At 58.9% G+C, this 21916-nt stretch carries 12 protein-coding genes; 8 read left to right on the forward strand and 4 right to left on the reverse strand.

All coding sequences use genetic code 11. From position 1 onward, the window contains the following. Nucleotides 1-46: 46 nt before the first annotated feature. The 6 genes from ACTO3O_RS04815 (at nucleotide 47) to guaA (ending at nucleotide 11313) form a co-directional block, all read left to right on the forward strand. On the forward strand, nucleotides 47-1267 hold the full coding sequence (locus ACTO3O_RS04815; protein ID WP_297832758.1) for an acetate/propionate family kinase: 1221 nt from the start codon (nucleotides 47-49) through the stop codon (nucleotides 1265-1267). A 1404-nt stretch (nucleotides 1268-2671) separates the two neighbouring features. Next, nucleotides 2672-2878 (forward strand): hypothetical protein, encoded by a 207-nt coding sequence (locus ACTO3O_RS04820; RefSeq protein ID WP_297832746.1) that lies wholly within the window; start codon nucleotides 2672-2674, stop codon nucleotides 2876-2878. Nucleotides 2879-2947: 69 nt separating this feature from the next. Beyond that, on the forward strand, nucleotides 2948-5461 hold the full coding sequence (pheT, locus tag ACTO3O_RS04825; protein WP_297832742.1) for a phenylalanine--tRNA ligase subunit beta: 2514 nt from the start codon (nucleotides 2948-2950) through the stop codon (nucleotides 5459-5461). A 1104-nt stretch (nucleotides 5462-6565) separates the two neighbouring features. Continuing rightward, on the forward strand, nucleotides 6566-8365 hold the full coding sequence (gene rpsA / locus ACTO3O_RS04830) for a 30S ribosomal protein S1 (RefSeq protein ID WP_294594387.1): 1800 nt from the start codon (nucleotides 6566-6568) through the stop codon (nucleotides 8363-8365). A 402-nt stretch (nucleotides 8366-8767) separates the two neighbouring features. After that, entirely contained in the window at nucleotides 8768-9715 is a 948-nt protein-coding gene (locus ACTO3O_RS04835) for a ribonuclease Z (protein ID WP_297831529.1), read from the forward strand. A 68-nt stretch (nucleotides 9716-9783) separates the two neighbouring features. Next, a complete protein-coding gene (gene guaA / locus ACTO3O_RS04840) occupies nucleotides 9784-11313 on the forward strand; it encodes a glutamine-hydrolyzing GMP synthase (protein ID WP_297831526.1) in 1530 nt (509 codons plus the stop codon). 1701 nt (nucleotides 11314-13014) lie between these two features. On the opposite strand, the gene gcvP is transcribed toward guaA, so the two are convergent. After that, nucleotides 13015-15882 carry an aminomethyl-transferring glycine dehydrogenase gene (gene gcvP, locus ACTO3O_RS04845; RefSeq protein WP_297831524.1) on the reverse strand — a complete coding sequence of 956 codons (2868 nt, stop codon included), beginning with the start codon at nucleotides 15880-15882 and terminating at the stop codon, nucleotides 13015-13017. A gap of 121 nt (nucleotides 15883-16003) precedes the next feature. On the opposite strand from gcvP, the gene ACTO3O_RS04850 reads away from it, so the two are divergent. Beyond that, nucleotides 16004-16150 (forward strand): hypothetical protein, encoded by a 147-nt coding sequence (locus ACTO3O_RS04850; protein ID WP_297831521.1) that lies wholly within the window; start codon nucleotides 16004-16006, stop codon nucleotides 16148-16150. An 88-nt stretch (nucleotides 16151-16238) separates the two neighbouring features. Continuing rightward, nucleotides 16239-16436 (forward strand): hypothetical protein, encoded by a 198-nt coding sequence (locus ACTO3O_RS04855; RefSeq protein WP_297831518.1) that lies wholly within the window; start codon nucleotides 16239-16241, stop codon nucleotides 16434-16436. Between the two features lie 1367 nt (nucleotides 16437-17803). On the opposite strand, the gene ACTO3O_RS04860 is transcribed toward ACTO3O_RS04855, so the two are convergent. The 3 genes from ACTO3O_RS04860 to ACTO3O_RS04870 all read right to left on the reverse strand — a co-directional run bounded on the left by ACTO3O_RS04860 (nucleotide 17804) and on the right by ACTO3O_RS04870 (nucleotide 20549). After that, nucleotides 17804-18394, reverse strand: a complete 591-nt coding sequence (locus ACTO3O_RS04860; protein WP_294594337.1) for an RNA polymerase sigma factor — start codon at nucleotides 18392-18394, stop codon at nucleotides 17804-17806. A gap of 233 nt (nucleotides 18395-18627) precedes the next feature. Further along, the gene (locus ACTO3O_RS04865; RefSeq protein WP_297832824.1) at nucleotides 18628-19392 is read right to left on the reverse strand and encodes a zinc ribbon domain-containing protein; all 765 of its coding nucleotides are present in this window, start codon (nucleotides 19390-19392) and stop codon (nucleotides 18628-18630) included. 56 nt (nucleotides 19393-19448) lie between these two features. Continuing rightward, nucleotides 19449-20549: a Nif3-like dinuclear metal center hexameric protein gene (locus ACTO3O_RS04870; protein WP_297832827.1), complete on the reverse strand. Its 1101-nt coding sequence runs from the start codon at nucleotides 20547-20549 to the stop codon at nucleotides 19449-19451. Between the last annotated feature and the right edge of the window lie 1367 nt (nucleotides 20550-21916).

Raw genomic sequence — 21916 nt, forward strand, 5'->3', positions numbered from 1 at the left:
TCTTGTACCCGGCCCCTCTTGTTTTGCGCAATAAATTCACACACAGATGATTATACTCGTATTAAACTGCGGTAGCTCCTCCATCAAATACCAGCTGATCCGCATGACCAGCCCCGCCGACCACCAACTGTTGGCCAAAGGGCTCGTCGAACGCATCGGCCTGACCGACGGCATCCTGACCCACAAACCGACCGGCAAGCCGAAATTCGAATTCGTCCAGAGCATCCCCGACCACTCGGTCGGGATCAACCTGATCCTCGACGCCCTGACCGACGAACACCACGGCGTCATCAAGAGCCTGAGCGAGATCTCCGCCGCCGGCCACCGCGTGACCCACGGCGGGGAGTACTTCTCCGACAGCGCGATCGTCAATCCGACCGTCAAACAGCAGATCGAGAGCTGCTTCAAGCTCGCCCCGCTGCACAACCCGGCCAACCTGAAAGGGATCTTGTCCATCGAACGCCTCCTGCCCACCATTCCGCAGGTAGCCGTCTTCGACACCTCCTTCCACCAGACCATGCCGCGGGAGTGTTACCTCTACGCCATCCCGTACAAATACTACGAAGAAGACCGCATCCGCCGGTACGGTTTTCACGGAACCAGCCACAAGTATGTGGCCCAGAAGGCTTGCGGAATGACCGGTCTCGACTTCGAACACTCCAAAATCATCACCTGCCACATCGGCAACGGCGCTTCGATCACCGCTATTAAAGACGGGAAATCGTTCGACACCTCGATGGGTTTCACCACCGTAGACGGCCTGATGATGGGTACCCGGAGCGGCGAGATCGACCCGGGCGTTCTGCTCGAAATCATGGATAAAGAGGGTCTGAACACCCAGAAAGCCACCGACCTGATCAACAAACAGTCCGGTTTGCTGGGCGTGAGCGGCATTTCGTCCGACTGGCGCGACGTTCGGGAAGCGGCCCAGAACGGCAACGACCGGGCCCAACTGGCGATGGACATGTACATGTTCCGGATCAAACGCTTCGTCGGCGCTTACATGGCCGAGCTCGAAGGCGCCGATATGATCGTCTTCACCGGCGGGATCGCCGAGAACGTGGCTAAATTGCGTCATACCGTATGTAAAGGGTTGGAATCGATGGGGATTTTCCTCGACAACGCCGCGAACGAAGCAGCCGCCGGAGAAGACGCGATTATTTCGACCCCGGACTCGCCGGTGAAAGTCGTCGTCGCCACGACGAACGAAGAGTTGGTGATCGCTTCGGATACATTCCGTTTGTTGCGGAAACGTCCGGAAGCGTAGGGGGCATTGGGAGGGAGAAAGTTTCCGCCCGTGCGCGAAAAAAGAATGGGCTGAGGCGGTCGCAGTCTTGCACATGCGGGCAGACACGGCCAGAGCATCCCGAAGGGATGCGCTCTGAAGTCTTTTTGGTTCTTTTTGTTCACAAAAAGAACAGTACCCTCCCGTAGCCAAAGACGCGCGCCGCCGCCTTAGGAGGGAAATCGTCAAAATGTGCTGGCACGTTTTGACAAGATTTCCCAAGGCGCGCGAACAAAAAACTGGACCACAGGCAGTTGGAGGATGCGAAGCATCCGTCTGAAGTTTCTTTGGTTCTTTCTGTTCACAGAGTTCGAGGCGGGGCAAAGTTTGACCGCGCGCGATCGCTGGGGTAGGAAATCATTCAAACGCGTGTTTCGCGTTTGAATAAGATTTCCGCCAGCGCGCGGAACAGAGCATGGGTAGAGGCGGCCAGTGGAAATGCGTCAGCATTTCCCGTCCACGGGACGTGGGGCCCGCGCGACCTGAGCGCGGTTCTCTCCCACCGCCGCGCGCCGCCGCCTAAAGAAGCGATTCAACTATTTCGGCGGTAGCCGAATTATAGATGAATCGCGCAGGCGCGCGGAATCAAGAATAATGCGAAAAACCGTCGCCCGCCCGCCTAAAAGGGGATTTCACTCGTTTTGCGGTGAGCAAAATCGAGATGAAATCCCAGCGGGCGACGGGAATGTGGCGGAGCGATAGCGGAGCCGCAGTGAGGCAGACACGGGGCAGTGCTTGCGGCCGAGTTTTGGGCTGTGCCTGTTCTTCGGACGGAAAAAACCGATTGCGGTTTTCCCGCCGGATCGAGCAGGGGGCGGTGAATGGGCCGAATGCTTGCGACCCTTTAGAGGCGCGCGGGCCGAAGCCTCCCGCCGCGGAGGGACGCACAGCGTCTTTTGCTGCCAGCCTCTACCCCAAACCCCGCAGGCTTCGGCCGCTTGAACTAAGAGCAAATAGCACGCCGAGGACGAACTTCTGAGAATGGGGCGGTGAATGGGTTGTGCTTTTGCGGTTCTTCGAACCGCCGGGCCTGCGCGCGCTGGGCCTTCGGCCCACCCCCGGAGCGCGCAACCCGAAACGCAAAAACGGGGTGGCAAGTCAGCCCGAAACCTGTGGAACTTGACGCACAGGCAACCGGTTCGAGTGCCGAGCCGCCCCGGGCTACCGCACTCACAATACAGGCACACTCAACGGAATAGGCGACCACGGATGCTACTGGTCCGTTGCAACCAACAACATAAATGGACTACACCTGCATTTCTATGTAGCAAGCATCCATCCGACCAATCCCAACCTACGTGCCTGCGGTTTTCAATTGCGTTGCCTCTCGGAATAAACGGAGAAACGCTCTTGGACAAAATTTAGGGTAGAGGCTGACCGGTTCGAGTGCCGAGCGGCACCGCCCCGGGCCTCCGCGGCCACGGCGACGGCAACCTATGGAACACCAGCGACGAAGGCTCCGTCTGGTCAGCAGCAACTGCCTCCAGCCTTACCTACTACGGCCTCTATTTGTACTTCAACACAGCCGAAGTGAACCCGACACTGGAATATTACCGAGCCTTCGGTTTTCCGTTGCGTTGCCTCTCGGAATAAACGGAGACAAGAGCAGTACCCCAAGCCGCCCGAACGACCAAACAGACAGGATAAAAACAGCAAAGAGACATGAAGATTTCATACAACTGGTTAAAGAGCTATTTGGATAGCGGCCTGAGCGCCGAAGAAGCCGCCGGAATACTGACCGCCGCCGGACTCGAGATCGAAGGGATCGAGAAAGTCGAAAGCATCCGCGGCGGCCTGGAAGGCCTCGTCGTAGCCGAAGTGCTGACCTGTACCGACCACCCCGACTCCGACCACCTCCACATGACCACCGTCTCCACCGGGACAGACGCCCAGCCGCTGCAAGTGGTTTGCGGCGCCCCCAACGTAGCCGCCGGACAGAAAGTGATCCTCGCCCAAGTAGGCACCACCCTCTACCCCACCGGCGAAGAAGAGGGCTTCAAGATCAAGAAATCGAAAATCCGCGGCGTCGAATCCTTCGGAATGCTCTGCGCCGAAGACGAAATCGGCGTGGGAAATGCACACGACGGGATCATCGTGCTCGACCCCGCTATTCCCGCCGGGACACCCGCCGCGAAAGTCTACGATATGGAAGCCGACTACGTTTTTGAAGTCGGCCTGACCCCGAATCGGATCGACGCCGCTTCGCACTACGGCGTGGCCAGAGACCTCGGCGCCTACCTGACCGCACACAGACAAACCGTCAAGGCATCGCTCGGCGACACCTCCGCCTTTCGAGTAGACGACCCGAACGCACTGCCTGTCACCGTCACCGTTCGCGACACCGCAGGCGCACCGCGCTACTCCGGCGTGACCGTCCGCGGCGTCCGGATCGGCCCCAGTCCGGAATGGCTGCAACAACGCCTGCGCGCCATCGGACTCAACCCCAAAAACAACGTCGTCGACATCACCAACTTCGTGATGCACGAATGCGGCCAGCCCCTGCACGCCTTCGACATGGGTAAAGTCGCCGGACACCAGATCATCGTCCGGCGCGCCGACGAAGGCGAACCCATCGTAACCCTGGACGGCGTGGAGCGGAAACTCAGCGCCGACGACCTCGTCATTGCAGATCAACAACACGCCATGTGCCTCGCCGGCGTCTTCGGCGACATCGACAGCGGCGTGAGCGACACCACCACCGACATCTTCATCGAATCCGCCTACTTCGACCCCGTGAGCGTGCGGAAAACCGCCCGGCGACACGGCCTGAACACCGACGCCTCCTTCCGCTACGAACGCGGCGCCGATCCCGACATGGCCCCTTATGCCCTGCGCCGCGCCGCCCTGCTCGTCAAAGAGCTCGCCGGCGGGATCATCGGTTCCGACATCGTAGACATCTATCCGCAACCGGTCCCTCCCTTCGAATTTTCCGTCAACCTGGGACGCATCAACCGGCTGATCGGCGCCGAGATTCCGACCGAGACTGCCCGGGCGATCCTGACCGGCCTCGAAATCGACATCCGGAAAGAGACCCTCGCCGAGAACGGCGACACCATACTGGAGATCGCCGTCCCCGCCTACCGCGTCGACGTGCAGCGCGAAGCCGATATCGCAGAAGAGATTTTGCGGATCTACGGCTTCAACAACGTGCCCGACCCGCACTACATCAAGAACGTCATCACCACCGGCAACCAGAAGACCCCGGATCGACTGGCCAACGCCGCCGCCGACCTGCTCGTCGGTCAACGATGCGTCGAAATCATGAGCAACTCGTTGACCCGCGGCGCCTACTACGAATCCCTGACCTCTTATCCCGCCTCCCACTGCGTGCGGATACTCAACCCGCTGAGCAACGAACTCAACGTGATGCGCCAGACCCTGCTCTTCAACGCCTTGGAAGCCGTCGCCCTGAACGTCAACCGGCGGAACGGAGACCTGCGCCTCTTCGAATTCGGGAACTGCTACTTCTACGACCCCGCCGTCGCCGCACAAGCCACCGACGACCCCACCCAGAAAGGCACCCTTCGTCCCTATCGGGAAGAATACCGGCTCGCCCTGACCGTGACCGGCTCCGAACGTCAGCCCAACTGGAACGACCCGAAGCCCGGCCCGAGTGACTTCTTCACCGTCAAGAGCCTGGCAGAGCTGTTGTTGCAACGCTTCGGCGTCCAGATTTACGAAGGGCGTTACGAAACCTTGGAGAGCGACCTCTACTCCGAAGCGATCGCCTACATCATCCGCGGCAAAAAGCTTTTCGAGATCGGGATCGTCTCTCCGAAACTCAGCCGGGGCCAGTTCGACCTGAAACAGCCCGTCTACTTCCTGGAGATGAACTTCACCCACCTGCAAAAGATCGTCGAGACCGTCCGCATACAGGCCGTCGAGCTCTCGAAATACCCCGAAGTGAAGCGAGATTTGGCCTTGCTGGTCGATAAAGCCGTGACCTTCAGCCAGCTTCGCGACGCCGCCAGCCGGGCCGAGAAGAAACTGCTGAAATCCGTCGGCCTCTTCGACGTCTACGAAGGCGACAAACTGCCGGCCGGGAAGAAATCCTACGCCCTGAACTTCGTCCTCGAAGATCCGACCAAGACCTTGACCGACAGCGAAATCGAGCGGATTATGAGCACCATTTCGTCTGCCTTGACCAAAGCCACCGGCGCCCAGATCAGGGGCTGATCTGCGGTTCCAATGTGTTGGCACGAACTACTCAGAGAGACGCACGAACAAAGGATTGGACTGACACGGCCCATTGCCCACCGCGGGCACGCGGGGCCCGGCCGGCCCAAGGCCAGTCGAAGCTCGACCGCGCGCCGACGCCCAAAAGAGGCGATCCAACTCTTTGGGGCGGTGAGCCGAATAGAGAATAAATCGCCCAAGCGTGCGAAAATCCGTCGCCCGCCCGCCTAAAGAGGGATTTCGCTCATTTTGCGTCAGCAAAATAGAGATGAAATCCCAGCGGGCGACGGCAAAACGCGGCGGAGCGACAGCGAAGCCGCAGTGAGGCTGACACGGGGCAGGGAACTGGGACGAGCTTTGGGCTATGCTCTTGCGACTCGCAGAACCGCGCGGACCGAAGCCTCCGACCGCGGAGGCCCGCAACTGACGTTGCTGTGGGCCCCGCAGGCTTCAACCCGCTTAAACCGAGAGCGAATAGCGCGATTCGTAGAATCGCCGTTCTCGGCGCGCAGCGAACGCCGTAGGCGGGCGCCGGGGGGCGCGCCCGAGGACGAACTTCGCAGAATGGGGCGGTGAATGGGATATTGCTTCTGCGGCTCTTTGAGCCGCGCAGTCCGCCGCCACCCCCTGCGGCGGACTGCAACTCGACGGAGCTCGTTGCACTCACCGCTGGCGGCGAACCGCTAAGTCCAGCCCGCATAAAGTAGCCCAGCCTGTATTCGAGTGCCGCGCGGTGCCCCGTTTATTCCGAGAGGCAACGCAACTGAAAACCGTAGGTACGGCTGTTTACAAAACTGGGCTCAAGATCAGCGGTACTGAATGTCAGATATGCTCCATCAATGTCATTCGTTGTGGACGACCAGCTGAATCCGTGACAACCGATATATACCAGTGTCCCGGAGTTTGTATGACGGTAGCCCGGGGCGATGCCCAGCGGCGCTCGAACCAGACAATCTCTCCTCCGAATCGCCCCCCGACACCATTAGGAATAACTAAAAATATTCGTATCTTTGCGACGCCTTTCGGCCCACTCCCCCAAAGAGGAAGCCGGAAGGCGTCAATACATAAAGTCTAACCCGTTTAGTTTCAAACACAAACAAAACAATGACAAACGCAGAAGAAACCAAATCCGCGACGCTTTCGAACGCCTCCGTACCCGTGGAAACGTTCAACTGGGACGCCTTCGAGACCGAAGCCGGTCTTTACGGCGGCGCCAGCAAAGAACAAATCGCCAAAGAGTACGACCAGACCCTTTCGAACATCCAGACCGGCGAAGTGATGGAAGGTACCGTCACCGCTATCGACAAACGCGAAGTTCTCGTCAACATCGGCTTCAAATCCGAAGGCGTGATCTCCAGCAGCGAATTCCGCTACAACCCCGACCTCAAAGTCGGCGACAAAGTGGAAGTCTACGTCGAATCCGCCGAAGACAAGAAAGGCCAGCTCGCCCTGTCTCACAAGAAAGCACGGCAACTCCGTTCGTGGGATCGCGTCAACGAAGCCCTCGAAAAAGACGAAATCATCAAGGGCTATATCAAATGCCGGACTAAAGGCGGTATGATCGTCGACGTCTTCGGCATCGAAGCCTTCCTTCCCGGCTCCCAGATCGACGTGAAACCCATTCGCGACTACGACATCTACGTCGACAAGACCATGGAATTCAAAGTCGTTAAGATCAACCAGGAATTCCGCAACGTCGTCGTATCGCATAAAGCCCTGATCGAAGCCGAACTCGAACAACAGAAAAAAGACATCATCGGCAAACTCGAAAAAGGCCAGATCCTCGAAGGTACCGTTAAGAACATCACCTCCTACGGCGTATTTATCGACCTCGGCGGCGTCGACGGTCTGATCCACATCACCGATCTCTCCTGGGGCCGCGTCAACCACCCCGAAGAGATCGTACAACTCGACCAGAAACTCAACGTCGTTATCCTCGACTTCGACGACGCCAAGAAACGCATCGCCCTCGGCCTGAAACAACTCACCCCGCATCCGTGGGACGCCTTGGCCGCAGAGATGAAAGTCGGCGACAAAGTTAAAGGTAAAGTCGTCGTGATGGCCGACTACGGCGCATTCATCGAGATTGCACCGGGCGTCGAAGGCTTGATCCACGTCTCCGAAATGAGCTGGTCGCAACACCTGCGCTCCGCACAAGACTTCATGAAAGTCGGCGACGAAGTCGAAGCAGTCATCCTGACCCTCGACCGCGACGACCACAAGATGTCCTTGGGTATCAAACAACTGACCCCGGATCCGTGGGAAAACATCGAAACCAAATATCCGGTCGGTTCCCGTCATCAGGCCCGCGTACGCAACTTCACCAACTTCGGCGTCTTCGTCGAAATCCAGGAAGGCGTCGACGGTCTGATCCACATCAGCGACCTCAGCTGGACCAAGAAAATCAAACACCCCTCGGAATTCACCCAGATCGACTCCATGATCGACGTACAAGTACTGGAAATCGACAAAGAAAACCGTCGTTTGAGCCTCGGTCACAAACAGTTGGAAGAAAACCCGTGGGACGTTTACGAAACCATCTATAAACCGGACACCATCCACACCGGAACGATCGCCGAAATCAACGACAAAGGCGCCGTCGTGACCTTGAACGAAGGCGGTGAAGGTTTCGCACCGGGCCGTGGTCTGGTCAAAGCCGACGGGACGACCGCTAAAGTGGGCGAAACCCTGGAATTCCGCGTCCTCGAATTCGGCAAAAACAACCGGAAACTGATCCTTTCGCACACCCGCACCTTCGAAGAAGCCAAAGGCAAAGAAGACGCCGTGAAAGAAGCTTCCACCCAGGATGCCGTGAAGAAACTCTCCTCGTCGATGGAAAAAACCACGCTGGGAGATATCTCTGGCCTCGCTGAACTCAAAGCGCAGCTCGAAGGCAAAAACTAATCAGGTACTTTTAGTTGTACCCGTTCATTGACCACTGGATAGAACTGTTCTTTTTGTTCACAAAAAGAACCAGAAAACCGACGCTGCCAGCGAGAGCAATGCAAACATAGTTTGCAAATTGCCGAGCGGCGAGGAGGAAGGCGAAGCCAAACTTCAGAGCACATCCCTGCGGGATGCTCTGGCCGTGTCTGACCTTGGGTTAGGCTGGATTTTCGGCGGGCGCGCTTGGGTGATATGCCCGATTAGCGCGCCTCGCCTGAAAATCTCAGCCCAACGAACAAGGCGGAGAGAACACGTGGTCGGCCCATCGGGACGACCTCTGCAAAAGTCTTTTGGGTACCTTTTCTGAAGAAAAGGTACGGTTCCGTCCGGCGCAAAGAATGAAGACAATTAAAATACGTTATGACCTTTCGAGTGACCATACTGGGATGCAGTTCGGCCCGACCGACCGCTACCAGGCATCATACTGCTCATGTACTGAACGTACATGAGCAGTTTTTTTTGATCGACAGCGGCGAAGGGACACAATACCAGCTTCTTCGATACGGGATTAATCCGTTGAAGATCAACGCGATTTTCATCACCCATCTACACGGCGACCACGTTTACGGGATTTTCGGCCTGCTCTCCACCATGAGCATGATGGGGCGGACACGGCGGTTGGAAATCATCGCCCCGCACCCCTTCGGCGAAATGCTGCGGAGCCACTTCGGATTTTTCGGAGTCGAGCTGCCTTATCCACTGGATATCAAAGAAGTGGATACCAGAACATCCGGGATCGACGTATGGTCGAACCGCGTGTTCAGCGTCTCCAGCCTTCCCCTTCGGCATCGCGTTCCCTGCTGCGGCTACCTCTTTCGTGAGCACGAACCCTGCCTGAACGTACACAAACACCTCGTCGAAGGATATGGACTGACCCCTGACCAGATCGCCGTCCTGAAACAAGGCCGAGATACCACCTTAGCCAACGGCGCCCCCCTGACCGCCTGCGAGGCCACCTACCGGCCTTACACCCCCAGAAGCTACGCCTTTTGCAGCGACACCACCCCCTCCGGGAAAGTCGCCGCCCTCGTCGAAGGCGTGGATCTGCTCTACCACGAATCCACCTACCTCCACGAAGACAAAGCGCTCGCCGCGAAGACCGGCCACTCCACCGCCCTTCAGGCCGCCCGGATCGCCCGCCAGGCGAACGTCAGGCATCTGCTGCTCGGCCACTACTCCGCCCGGTATAAGAGCCTTGCCCCCCTGCTGGACGAAGCCCGGAGCGAGTTTCCCGAGACCCTTTTGGGCCACGACGGCCTCGTCCTGACCATCGAAAAAGACCATTCGCTCCGAGTCTCCCGGCTTTAGTCCGACCCCATAGTGGAAAATTCCGCCGAAAACTGTAAATTTGTATCCATCTAACATCACGTTCGTCTATGCAGGAAAAAATTCTGATCCTCGACTTCGGATCGCAGTACACCCAGCTGATAGCCAGACGGGTACGCGAACTGAACGTCTATTGCGAGATACACCCCTACAACCACTACCCCGCCATCGACCCCTCCGTGAGAGGCGTGATTCTGTCCGGCAGCCCCTTCTCCGTGCGCGACGCAGAGGCGCCCCGGATCGACCTCAGCGGGATTAAAGGACATCTGCCCCTGCTCGGCGTTTGCTACGGCGCACAATATCTGGCCCATCATTTCGGCGGCGAAGTCGCACCGTCCAACAGCAGAGAGTACGGCCGCGCCATGCTCTCGAAAGTGCAGAGCCAGAACCCGCTGATCGCCGGTCTGAGCGAACAGACCCAGGTTTGGATGTCCCACGGCGACACCATCGTCAAAGAGCCGACCGGCTGCGAAATCATCGCCAGCACCGAAGATGTACGGGTCGCCGCCTTCCACATCGCGGGTGAAGATACCTGGGGGATTCAGTTCCATCCCGAAGTCTACCACTCCACTGAAGGGCTTCAACTGCTGAAACACTTCGTCGTCGACATCTGCGGATGCAAACAGGACTGGACACCCGCATCGTACATCGAAACCACCGTCCGCGAACTGCGGGCGAAACTCGGGAATGACAAAGTCGTCCTCGGGCTTTCGGGCGGCGTGGACTCCTCCGTAGCCGCCGTATTGCTGCACAAGGCCATCGGCGCCAACCTGACCTGTATCTTCGTCGATATGGGCCTCTTGCGGAAAGACGAATTCTCCAGCGTGCTCGACTCCTATAAGAACATGGGGCTCAACGTGATCGGCGTCGACGCCGGCGACAAATTCCTGAGCGATCTGAAAGGCGTGACCGATCCGGAACAGAAGCGGAAGATCATCGGCCGCGACTTCATCGAAGTCTTCGACAGCGAGGCCCAAAAGCTCCAGGAGGTGCGTTGGCTGGCCCAGGGGACGATCTATCCGGACGTCATCGAATCCGTATCGGTCAACGGGCCGAGCGTGACCATCAAATCGCACCACAACGTAGGCGGCTTGCCCGAGAAGATGAACCTCAAGATCGTGGAACCGCTGCGGTTGCTTTTCAAAGACGAAGTGCGGCGGATCGGACGGGAGCTGGGCCTCTCCGACCTTTTGCTCGGGCGTCACCCCTTCCCGGGGCCGGGCTTGGGGATCCGCATTCTGGGCGAGGTGACCAAAGAGAAAGTGCGCATTTTGCAGGAAGCCGATGCCATCTTCATCAACGCTTTACGCGAATGGGGGTGGTATGATCGGGTTTGGCAGGCAGGCGTCATGCTGCTGCCGGTGCAGAGCGTCGGCGTGATGGGCGACGAACGGACGTATGAGTCTTGCGTAGCCTTACGCGCCGTGACCTCGACCGACGGGATGACCGCCGACTGGGTACACCTGCCGTATGAACTGCTGGCCAAGGTATCGAACGACATCATCAATAAGGTGCGAGGGATTAATCGCGTAGTATATGATATTTCGTCGAAACCGCCGGCAACCATCGAATGGGAGTAGGAATAGGAGGGAGTGTGAGTCCTTGTCAAACATTCTCACTCTAAACACACACGGGGGGATGAGTATCAACTCATTCCCCCTTTCTTTTGGATTCTTTCCTCTCGGTGTTGTGTTCCTCCCGCCCCGGGCAGCCGCTATTCAGGCTCAGGCGGACTGCTCAGCGTCGGCTATCACGGATTCAGCTGGTCTTCCGCCACGAACGACATCTATGGCCTGGATTTGAATTTCTATGTGACAGGCCTCAATACCGGCTACCCAGACTATCGCGCCTACGGTTTTCAGTTGCGTTGCCTCTCGGAATAAACGCTGCGTGCCCGCGGTGGGCAAAGGGCTGGAACTACCCTAAGTAACCGACAGCCTCTACCCCATTTGCACTTCTGCGGTTCGAAGAACCGCGCGGGCCGAAGTCTCCCCAACGGAGGCCCGCAAAAGCAATCCCTAATTCACTACCTCCTTAACAAAGCGGATCGGACGCCCGGGAGGTACTTTCATGGGGTAGAGGCGGCCTGTAAAAGACACTGTGCGTCTCTCCCGAGGGGAAGGCGTCCGGCCCGCGACCCAAAAGATCGCAGAAGCAGTGCCTTGTTCGCCGTCCCATTCTGCGAGGTTCGTCCTCGGCGCGCCCCCCACGCGCCGCTAAAGCGTCGCCCTTGCCGAGAACGGCGATTCCTCAAGGAATCGCGCTATTCGCTCTCAGTTCAAGCGGACGAAGTCTGCGGAGCCTAAACGAGCATTGCGAGTTGCGTCCACGCTGACTCCGACCCTTAATATATTCATTCTTGACTGAAGCGGGGCGGACGCCCGGGAGGTACGGCAACTCTCAACGCAGAGCGGCGTGTTGCGGCCGGTGGGAGGCGTCCGGCCCGCACGACCCGTTGGGTCGCAAAAGCTACGCCTTTTTCTGGCGTGTTCGGCCTGTCGCCCACTCCCCCCGAGCGGCTTCGCCGCTGGGCGACGAGGCCGGCGATTCTGCGAATCGCGCTACTCGCTCTCGGCCCAAATTCCAGCCCAAAGCTCGGCCCAGCGCGGCGCGAAAACCGACTGCGGTTTTCGCGCCCGAAAAACAGCACAGCCCAAAGCACGCCCCAGTTCTCTGCCCCGTGTCCGCCTCACTGCGGCTCCGCTGTCGCTCCGCCGCTTTTCCGTCGCCCGCGGCAATTCTGCCTAAGTTGGCCAAGTGCCAACCGGCAGAATATGCCCCCTTTAGGCGGGCGACAGATTTTTTGCGTTGTTCTTTTTTCGCGCGCCTGCGCGATTCACCTATATTCGGCTACCGCCGAAATAGTTGAATCGCTTCTTTAGGCGGGGCACGCGAGCAACTGGGAAGTAATAACGGCCGCGCGCCATGACGCGAACGCGTCGGCCAAGCGGGCTACACGTCCCGTGGACGGGAAATGCTCGCGCATTTCCACTACCAGCCTCGGCCCAATCCTTTGTCCGCGCGCTTGGGGAAACCTTGTCAAAACGTGCCAGCACATTTTGACGATTTCCCCACTTAGGCGTGGCGCGCGGTCGAGCTTTGACCCGCCTAGAACTATTCCTTTTGGCTACGCGTTGCCTTAACCAAGGCGGCAGCCTCGGCCTAAGTAACGGCCCGCCTCAACGCTCCGAAGAAAGATAAAAAGACACGGCGGGCACAATCGTGCCCGCCGTGTCCGACGACATCTGCTGCAAGGCACACACCCCACAGCCAAAACAGATTTACAGATAAGTCTCCAACGGATCGCACGTGCAGACCAGATTCCGGTCGCCATACCCCGCATCGATCTTCGAGACATACGGCCAGAACTTGTTCTCCCGCACCCACGGCAACGGGAACGCCGCCTCGCGCCGCGAATACGGGTGCGTCCACCCCGATTCGTCCGAAGCTCCACAACACTCATATGCCGTATGCGGCGCATTCCTGACGATATGATCCTCCGCCCCCGCAAACGCCTCGCACTCCTTGCGAATCGCAATCAGCGTCTCGATAAAGCGATCCAGTTCAGCCTTCGGTTCGCTCTCCGTCGGCTCCACCATCAGCGTATCGTGCACCGGGAACGACAGCGTCGGCGCATGAAACCCATAGTCCATCAGCCGGCGCGCAATATCCCCGCACTCGACCCCATATTCCGCCCTGAAGCTCCGGCAATCCACAATCATCTCATGCCCCACACGCCCCGTTTCGCCCGTGTAGACAATCCCATAATGACCCTTGAGCGCGCACGCCATGTAATTGGCCGCCACGATCGCCATCTCCGACGCCCGTTTCAACCCCTCCGCCCCCATCATTTTGATATATCCGTACGAGATCGCCTCGACCATCGCACTCCCCCACGGCGCCGCCGAGACCGCCGTAATTCCATCCGTGCCCCCGGTTTTTACAATAGAGTGCGACGGCAGGAACGGCACCAGATGCGCCGCCACCCCGATCGGCCCCACACCCGGTCCCCCGCCCCCGTGCGGAATCGCGAACGTCTTGTGCAGGTTCAGGTGACAGACATCCGCCCCGATGAACCCCGGCGACGAAAGTCCCACCAGCGCATTCATGTTCGCCCCGTCGAAATAGACCTGCCCCCCGTTCTCATGAATAATATTGATAATCTCCTTGATCTTCCCCTCGAAAATCCCGTGCGTCGACGGATACGTAATCATCAGACAAGCCAGCTCCGCCGCATGCTCCTCCGCCTTTTTGCGCAGGTCGTCCACATCGACATTCCCCCGCTCGTCGCACGCCACCACCACGATCCTCATCCCCGCCATCGCCGCCGACGCCGGATTCGTCCCGTGCGCCGACGCCGGAATCAGCGCCACCCGCCGCTGATGATCGCCCCGGCTCATGTGGTAAGCCCGAATGACCATCAGCCCCGTATATTCGCCCGCCGCCCCCGAATTGGGCTGCAACGAGACCGCCTCGAACCCCGTAATCACCGCCAGGTCATGCTCCAGCCCTCGGATCATCTCCATGTATCCCTCCGCCTGATCCAGCGGCACGAACGGATGGACATCGGCCCAATTCGCCAGCGAGAGCGGCATCATCGAGACCGCCGAATTGAGCTTCATCGTACACGACCCCAGCGAGATCATCGAATCCGCCAGCGAGATATCCCGCCGCTCCAGCCGCTTGATATAGCGCATCAAATCCGTTTCATTGCGATATTTCCGGAAGACCGCTTCCGTCAGTATCTCGTCCCCCCGCAGCAAAGCCGCCGGCAGGAAAATCCCCTCGTCCACAGTATCGAGTACAAGGGCAGCCTTAGCCTCTCCCGCAGAAAGCGCCTCCGCAAAGATCGCCGCAACCGTATTCACCTCCGCCACCGTGGAGAGCTCGTCGAAACTGATATGCACCGTATCGTTCGTCGGATAGAACAAATTCAGCCCCTTCGCAACCGCAATCGCCTCCACCTTTTCCGCATCGGCCGCCACCTCGATCGTATCGAAATAGCAGTCCGAAACCAGCTCATACCCCATCCCCTTGAGCAGTTCCGCCGCCGCATGCGCGTGCGCATGGGCATGAGTCGCAATCCGCCGAAGCCCCTCCGCCCCGTGATAGACCGCGAACATGCCCGCCATCGTCGCCAGCAACGCCTGCGCCGTACAAATATTGGAAGTCGCCCGCTCCCGTTTGATATGCTGCTCGCGCATCTGGAGCGCCATCCTGAGCGCCCGGTTCCCCAGCCGATCCACCGAGACCCCGATAATCCGCCCCGGCATCTGCCGTTTGTAGGCATCCCGCGTGGCCATATACCCCGCATGCGGCCCCCCGAATCCCATCGGAATCCCGAACCGCTGCGTCGAACCCACCGCGATATCCGCCCCCCACTCACCCGGCGCACGCAGCAGCGCCAACGACAGGATATCCGCCGCCGCCGCCACCAGCATCCCCCGCTCATGACACCCCGCCGCAAAAGCCGAGTAATCCGCCACATGCCCATTAGCGCCCGGATACTGGACGATCGCCCCGAACTCCCGCCCGCTGAACTCATACTCCTCGAACGAATCCACCGCCAGCTCGATTCCCAGCGGTTCCGACCGCGTGAGTAGCACATCGAGCGTCTGCGGGAAGATATTCTCGTCCACGAACAAGACGTTCCGCCCCTCCTTGACCGCCTCCCGCGACCGCAGGTTGAACATCATGATCATCGCCTCGGCCGCCGCCGTCGCCTCGTCCAGCAGCGAGCAGTTGGCCACCTCCAGCCCCGTCAACGAGCTGATCATGGTCTGAAAGTTGAGCAACGCCTCCAGCCGTCCCTGCGAAATCTCGGCCTGATACGGCGTATAGGAAGTATACCAGGCCGGATTTTCGAAAATATTGCGCATCACCGGCGCCAGGGTCGCCGTCCCGTAATACCCCATCCCGATCAGCGTCCGCAGCGGCCGGTTTTTCGCTCCCAGCTCCCGGATATGGGCCGCAAATTCGTATTCACTCATCGGTCGATCGAGTTCGAGGGGTTTCGGCAGCTGAATCTGCGGCGGCACCACCTGGTCGATGAGTTCGCCGACCGATCCGACGCCGATCACTCCGAGCATCTGTTCGACCTCTTCGGCTGCATTTCCGATATGTCTGTTTACGAATTGATCCTGAGCCATTTTCGAAATTGAGTTTTAAGGTTGATAAGGTGTTGCAAGATACGAAATAAAAACGAGAGAAACGCCTCTCCCCGCCCCGGGCTTCCGCGACGGGGGGATCAATGGGCGATTGGGGGATCTGATGAGTGCCGGTAAGGACGGTTACAGTTGGTCTTGCTCTCCGGACGAGCTCTACAGTCTGGACTTGAATTTCAACGTGACGTGGCTCGACTCCGGCACCTCGCACTACCGCTCCCACGGTCTTCCGTTGCGTTGCCTCTCGGAATAAACGCGCCCAAAGGACGTTCTACTGGCAGCCTCGGCCTAAATAACTGGCAGCCTCGACCCTAACTTGAAGCCGAGGCGGCCCGGTTCGAGTGCCGAGCGGCACCGCCCCGGGCTTCCGCAGCAACTCTTCGGGCACACTGTACGTCGTAGGGCAAAATGGATTCAGCTACTCGTCGTCAACGAGCAATATCGGCGGTCTGGATTTGGGTTTCAGTTCCAACTACCTGGGCCCCGGTTTCTCAGACAACCGCGGCTACGGTTTTCAGTTGCGTTGCCTCTCGGAATAAACGGGGAATGCTTGCGATTCGCAGAATCGCGCGGGCCGGACGCCTCCCCCTCGGGAGGCCCGCAAACTCACGATGTTCGTTGCGTTCCGCCCGGGCGTCCGACCCACCAAAGATATCCGCCCTATCACCCCACAAGGCTGTCAAATTCGATTTTTCCCCATTTCTTTCGATTTCGGGCTGCGCGCTCCGGGGGTGGGCCGAACGGCCTAACGCGCAGGCCCGGCGACCCTTTGGGTCGCAAGAACTCCACCCAAGCCTGTCGGGTTCGTCCTCAGCCCATAGCAATTCGCCGCTCAACGCACAACTCAAATCTCTTGATTTCGACCTGTCACTCATCCCAGTTTAAACGGGCTGAAGCCTGCGGGGCCCACAGCAACACCAGTTGCGGGCCTCCGCGGTCGGAGGCTTCGGCCCGCGCGGCTCTGCGAGCCGCAAGTGTTCAGCCTAACTCACCACCCAAATCTCTTGGGTTCGGCCTGCCTCCCATCCCCCCCCCGAAGCCGCTACGCGGCTTCGGTGACAAGGCTGGCAATCCTAAAGGATCGCATAAGCCAAGCCCCATTCACCGCCCCCGTTTTGCGAGGTTCGTCCTCGGTGCGCCTTGTTGATGCTATTCACCGCTGGCGGCGAACTGCACCCCCCTACGGGTCGCAAAAGCTCGGCCCATTTCTGGGCACGACAACACCCCATTCACCGCCCCCGTTTTGCAAAGTTCGTCCTCAGCACGCCCCCTCGCGCCGCTAATGCGTCGCCCTCGCCGAGGACGGCGATTCTTCTGGAATCGCGCTATTCGCTCTCATCCGAGAGAAAGCCCTAAGCCCGGACACCAACCTCGCCCCAATTCTGTCGGGTTCGGGCTGCGGCGTCCGACCCGGGCATCGAAGATGCCCCGCCGCAAGCCCGGCGGCTCGTAGAGCCGCAGAAGTACGGCCAAAAGCCAAGCCCAACCCACAGCCCCATTCTCGGCCTAGCGCAATGCGAAAAACCATAACCGGTTTTCCCGCCCGAAGAACAGTCGCGGCCCAAAGCACAGCCCAGTTCTCCGCCCCGTGTCCGCCTCACTGCGGCTCCGCTTACGCTCCGCCGCGTTTTCGCGCGCCTGCGCGATTCATCTATATTCGGCTCGCGCCGAAATAGTTGAATCGCTTCTTTAGGCGGGGCGCGCGTCTTTGGCTACGGGAGGGTACTGCCCTTACGCCGGGCGGGCCCCGCGTGCCCGCGGTGGGCAAAGGGCAACCTCAGCCCAAATCCCAAGACCTCCTCCACCCACGCCTCGCAACAGCCCTAACAGGCAATCACCCCCAAACAAAAGAGTCTCCTCCTCTCTGCTTTATGCAGAGAGGAGGAGACTCCAAAAATATGATTTCTTATGCAAACGCCAACCGCCTCTCATCCACCAGTTTGCGCAAGTTGATCAACGCATACCGCATCCTCCCCAGCGCCGTATTGATACTCACCCCCGTCTGCTGCGCGATCTCCTTGAAACTGAGGTCGAAATAGTGCCTTAAGACCACCACCTCCCGTTGCTCCTCCGGCAGCCGGTCGATCAGACTCCGCACATCCTCCTCCAGCTGATCCCGGATCATACGATCCTCGACCGTCGGATCCGCCAACTCCTTGTTATTCAAGACATCGTACCCCGCATCCTCGCTCGTGACATGCGCCGGTCTGCGCCCTCCCCGGAAAAAATCGATCACCTGATTGTGCGCAATCCGCAACACCCATGAGATGAACTTTCCGTTTTCAGCATACTTGCCCCCTCTGAGGCTCCCGATCACCTTGATAAAGGTCTCCTGACAGAGGTCGTCCGCCGTCTGTCGATCCTTGACCAGCATCAGGATGTAGTTATATACCTTTTTTCGATAACCTTCGATCAGGGTAGCAATCGCCGATTCGTCGCCATTGATGAACGACCGGAGCAACCGCTGCTCCTTGTCGTTTCTGATTTCGGTTTTCATGGTTTCTACTCGTTTTAACGTGTGGTTTTGAGTAGATATCGATCGATAGGCAACTTGTATTTATCGTAAATCGGTAAAAAAATCCCCCCTTGGGTCGGAGACAAGATACGAACAATTTCGCAATCCGCCAAATTTCCTTCCCGCTCGCCTCCCTCAGAACAGACAAACCGCATACCAAAAACGCGCGAACCGACATTTTGTCAGTTCGCACGCCATATTGTCCGATTTTCCTGCTATTCCGCCTCCCCGTCCAGCAAATCCGAGACCAGAATCCGGCCGCAATATTCGCAGACGATGATCTTTTTGCTCATCCGGATATCCAACTGCCTCTGCGGCGGAATCCGGTTGAAACACCCCCCGCACGCATCCCGCTTGACCGTCACCACCGCCAAACCGTTCCGGACATTCTTCCGAATCCGGTCATAAGCCGACAACAACCGCTCGTCGATCTTCCCCCTCGCCTCGGCAGCCTGTTTTCCGAGCTCCTCCAGCTCCTTGGCCGTCTCCTCCTCGATCCCCGCCAGCTCGGCCTGCTTCGCGTCGAGGTCGATCTTCCGATCCTCCAGCAACGCCTTTGTATCCTCGATCAGTTTTTTCTTGTTTTTGATCTCGGCATTGAACTCCTTGATACGTTTTTCGGCCAATTCGATTTCGAGTTTCTGGTACTCGATCTCCTTGGAGAGCGAGTCGAACTCGCGGTTATTCCGCACATCGTCCTGCTGGGTCTCGTATTTTTTAATGAGTGCCTTCGCCTGTTCGATCTCCTCTTTTTTCGCCTTGACCTCCCGGCTCAACTCATCGGCCTGTTCTCCGTAAGTTCCGATGCGCGTTTCGAGCCCCCCGATCACATCCTCCAGGTCCTGCACCTCGAAAGGCAACTCCCCCTTGATGTGGTTGATGCTGTCGGTTTTGGAATCGATCTGCTGAAGCGCATAGAGTACACCGATTTTCTCCTCGGTAGACAACTCTTCGGCAACGTTTTTGGTTTTGGTAGCCATGTGGGTGCGTGTATGGTAACTATCTGATTATATTTCGCATCTCTCGTGATCGCGACCTATCTTCCGTCGAAGAAATATCCGACCGCCCCGGTCTCCCCCGCTCGCCGAACTGCAAAATTAGGGAATTTTTTCGATATGAGTTCACAAAAAAGATCGACCGCCTGCCGTTCCGTTTCGAAATGCCCCCCGTCCACCAGCGTAATCCCCCCCTCTGCGCGCTGAAAATCATGGTATTTCAGATCCGCCGTGAGGTAGACCTGCGCCCCTCTCGCCATCGCCTCCGGAATGAACTCCGCCCCGCTCCCTCCGCACACCGCCACCCGGCGCACCGTTTCGGACGCTATCGGACTGTGTTTCAAGCAGCTCGTCCCGATCGCCCGCGCCACTCTTCCCAGAAACTCCGCCACCGGCACCTCCTCCGGCAATTCGCCCACACACCCCAGCCCGACCCTCGGATCCGGCAACGCGAGCGGAATCAGGTCATAGGCCGGCTCCTCGTATGGATGCACCTCCCGCAAAGCTCTGATGGCCGCCGATATCCGCTCTTTCGGCACGACGACCTCCGTTCTGACCTCCCGTTCGGCATGGAGCTCGCCGACGCTCCCGACGAACGGCCGACACTCCGGTGTCGCCGCCCGAAACGTCCCCGTCCCCTCGCAGTTGAAACTGCACGCCTCGTACCGCCCGATGCAGCCTGCCCCCGCCTCCCAGACCGCCGTTCTCACCGGTTCGGCATAGGCCGACGGGGTATAAAAGACGAGTTTCATGAGCCGGTTTTCGCGCGGTGCGAGCACCCTGACCTCCCTCAGCCCCAACTTCTCGGCGAGCCGAGCGCTCACGCCTCCGGGCGCGACGTCCAGATTGGTGTGGGCCGCATAGACCGCCACCCCGTGCCGGATCGCCTCTGCCGCAATCCGCTGCTGAAGCGTCGCCCCGACGAGCCGTTTCACTCCTCTGAAAAAGAGCGGATGGTGACAAACGACGAGATTGCACCCCGCCTCGACAGCCTCTTGCAGCGCCTCTTCCGTCATATCGAGCGCCACCAGCACCCCCGAACAAGGCGTTGTCCCGGGATCGGTCGGCGCCACCTGCCACCCGGCATTGTCCCACTCCTCCTGCCACGCCACCGGGGCAAACGCCTCTATCGGTCGAATCATATCGGAAATTGTCGTCATTTATTTGAGTTTAAAGTCATTGATTCATATTTTTCTGCCCGCGCGCGAACGAAAGAATTGGGCCGTCGGCAGCTGGAGGATGCGCAAGCATCCGTCTAAAGTTTTTCTGGTTCTCTTTGTTCACAAAGAGAACAGTTCGAGGCGGGGCAAAGCTTAACCGCGCGCCACGCCTTGGGAAGGAAATCGTCAAAATGTGCTGGCACGTTTTGACAAGATTTCTCCAAGCGCGCGGACAAAGGATTGGGCCGAGGCGGCCTTGGGGTAGAGGCTGCCAATAAAACACCTGAAGGGTGCGCCCGCCCGGCGTAAGGGCAGTACCCTCCTGTAGCCAAAGACGCGCGCCGCCGCCAAAAGAAGCGATTCAACTATTTCGGCGGTGAGCCGAAATAGAATAAATCGCACAGGCGCGCGGACAAAGAATGGGGATAGAGGCTGCCAGTTGAAATGCGTGAGCATTTCCTGTCCACGGGACGTGGGGCCCGCGCGGCCCGAGCGCAGTTCCCTCAAACCAAACCGCGCGCCCCGCCTAAAGAAGCGATTCAGCTATTTCGGCTCGCGCCGAAATAGAATGAATCGCGCAGGCGCGCGAAAAAACTCAGTCCGCTCGCGAAAACTCCGTCGCCCGCCCGCTTAAAGAGGGATTTCACTCGTTTTGCGATGAGCAAAATCGAGATGAAATTCCAGCGGGCGACGGAAACGGCGGAGCGAAAGCGGAGCCGCAGTGAGGCGGACACGGGGCGGAGAGCGAGTAGCTAAGTCCCCGTGGTAACGGTCGGCCCGCAGCCCCCGGATGCGGAGGAGACGCACAGCGTCTTTTGCTGGCCGCCTCGGCCTTATTGTTCGTTCTCCGCTGGCTGCGGCCGAGGACGGAATGGGCGTTGCTCTTGCGGTTCTTCGAACCGCCGGCCTTGTCGCCCAGCGGCGAAGCCGCTCAGGGGGTGGGCGACAGGCCGAACCCGAGAGCTTTAGGCGGTGAATGGGTGCGGTGCTCGTGCGACCTTTAGGTCGCCGGGCTTGCGGCGGGGCATCTTTGATGCCCGGGCCGGACGCCGCAGCTCGAACCCGACAGAATTAGGGCGGTGAATTAAGCTGAACGCTTGCGGCTCTTTGAGCCGCGCAGTTCGCCGCCACCCCGCGCGGCGGACTGCACAAACCCCGCCCCGGACTACCGATTCTATTATACGGGCACGTTAAGCTCTGTCGGCAATAGCGGATTTAGCTGGTCGTCTACAACAAGCGAAGTCTACAAGCTGGACTTGAATTTCACTTCGCAGTACCTCTAAAACACCCTGTGGGTGCGCCCCGGGCTTCCTCGACTACCCCTCAGGCGAATCAGGCCTCGTCGGCAG

Source organism: Rikenella sp. (assembly GCF_056799795.1).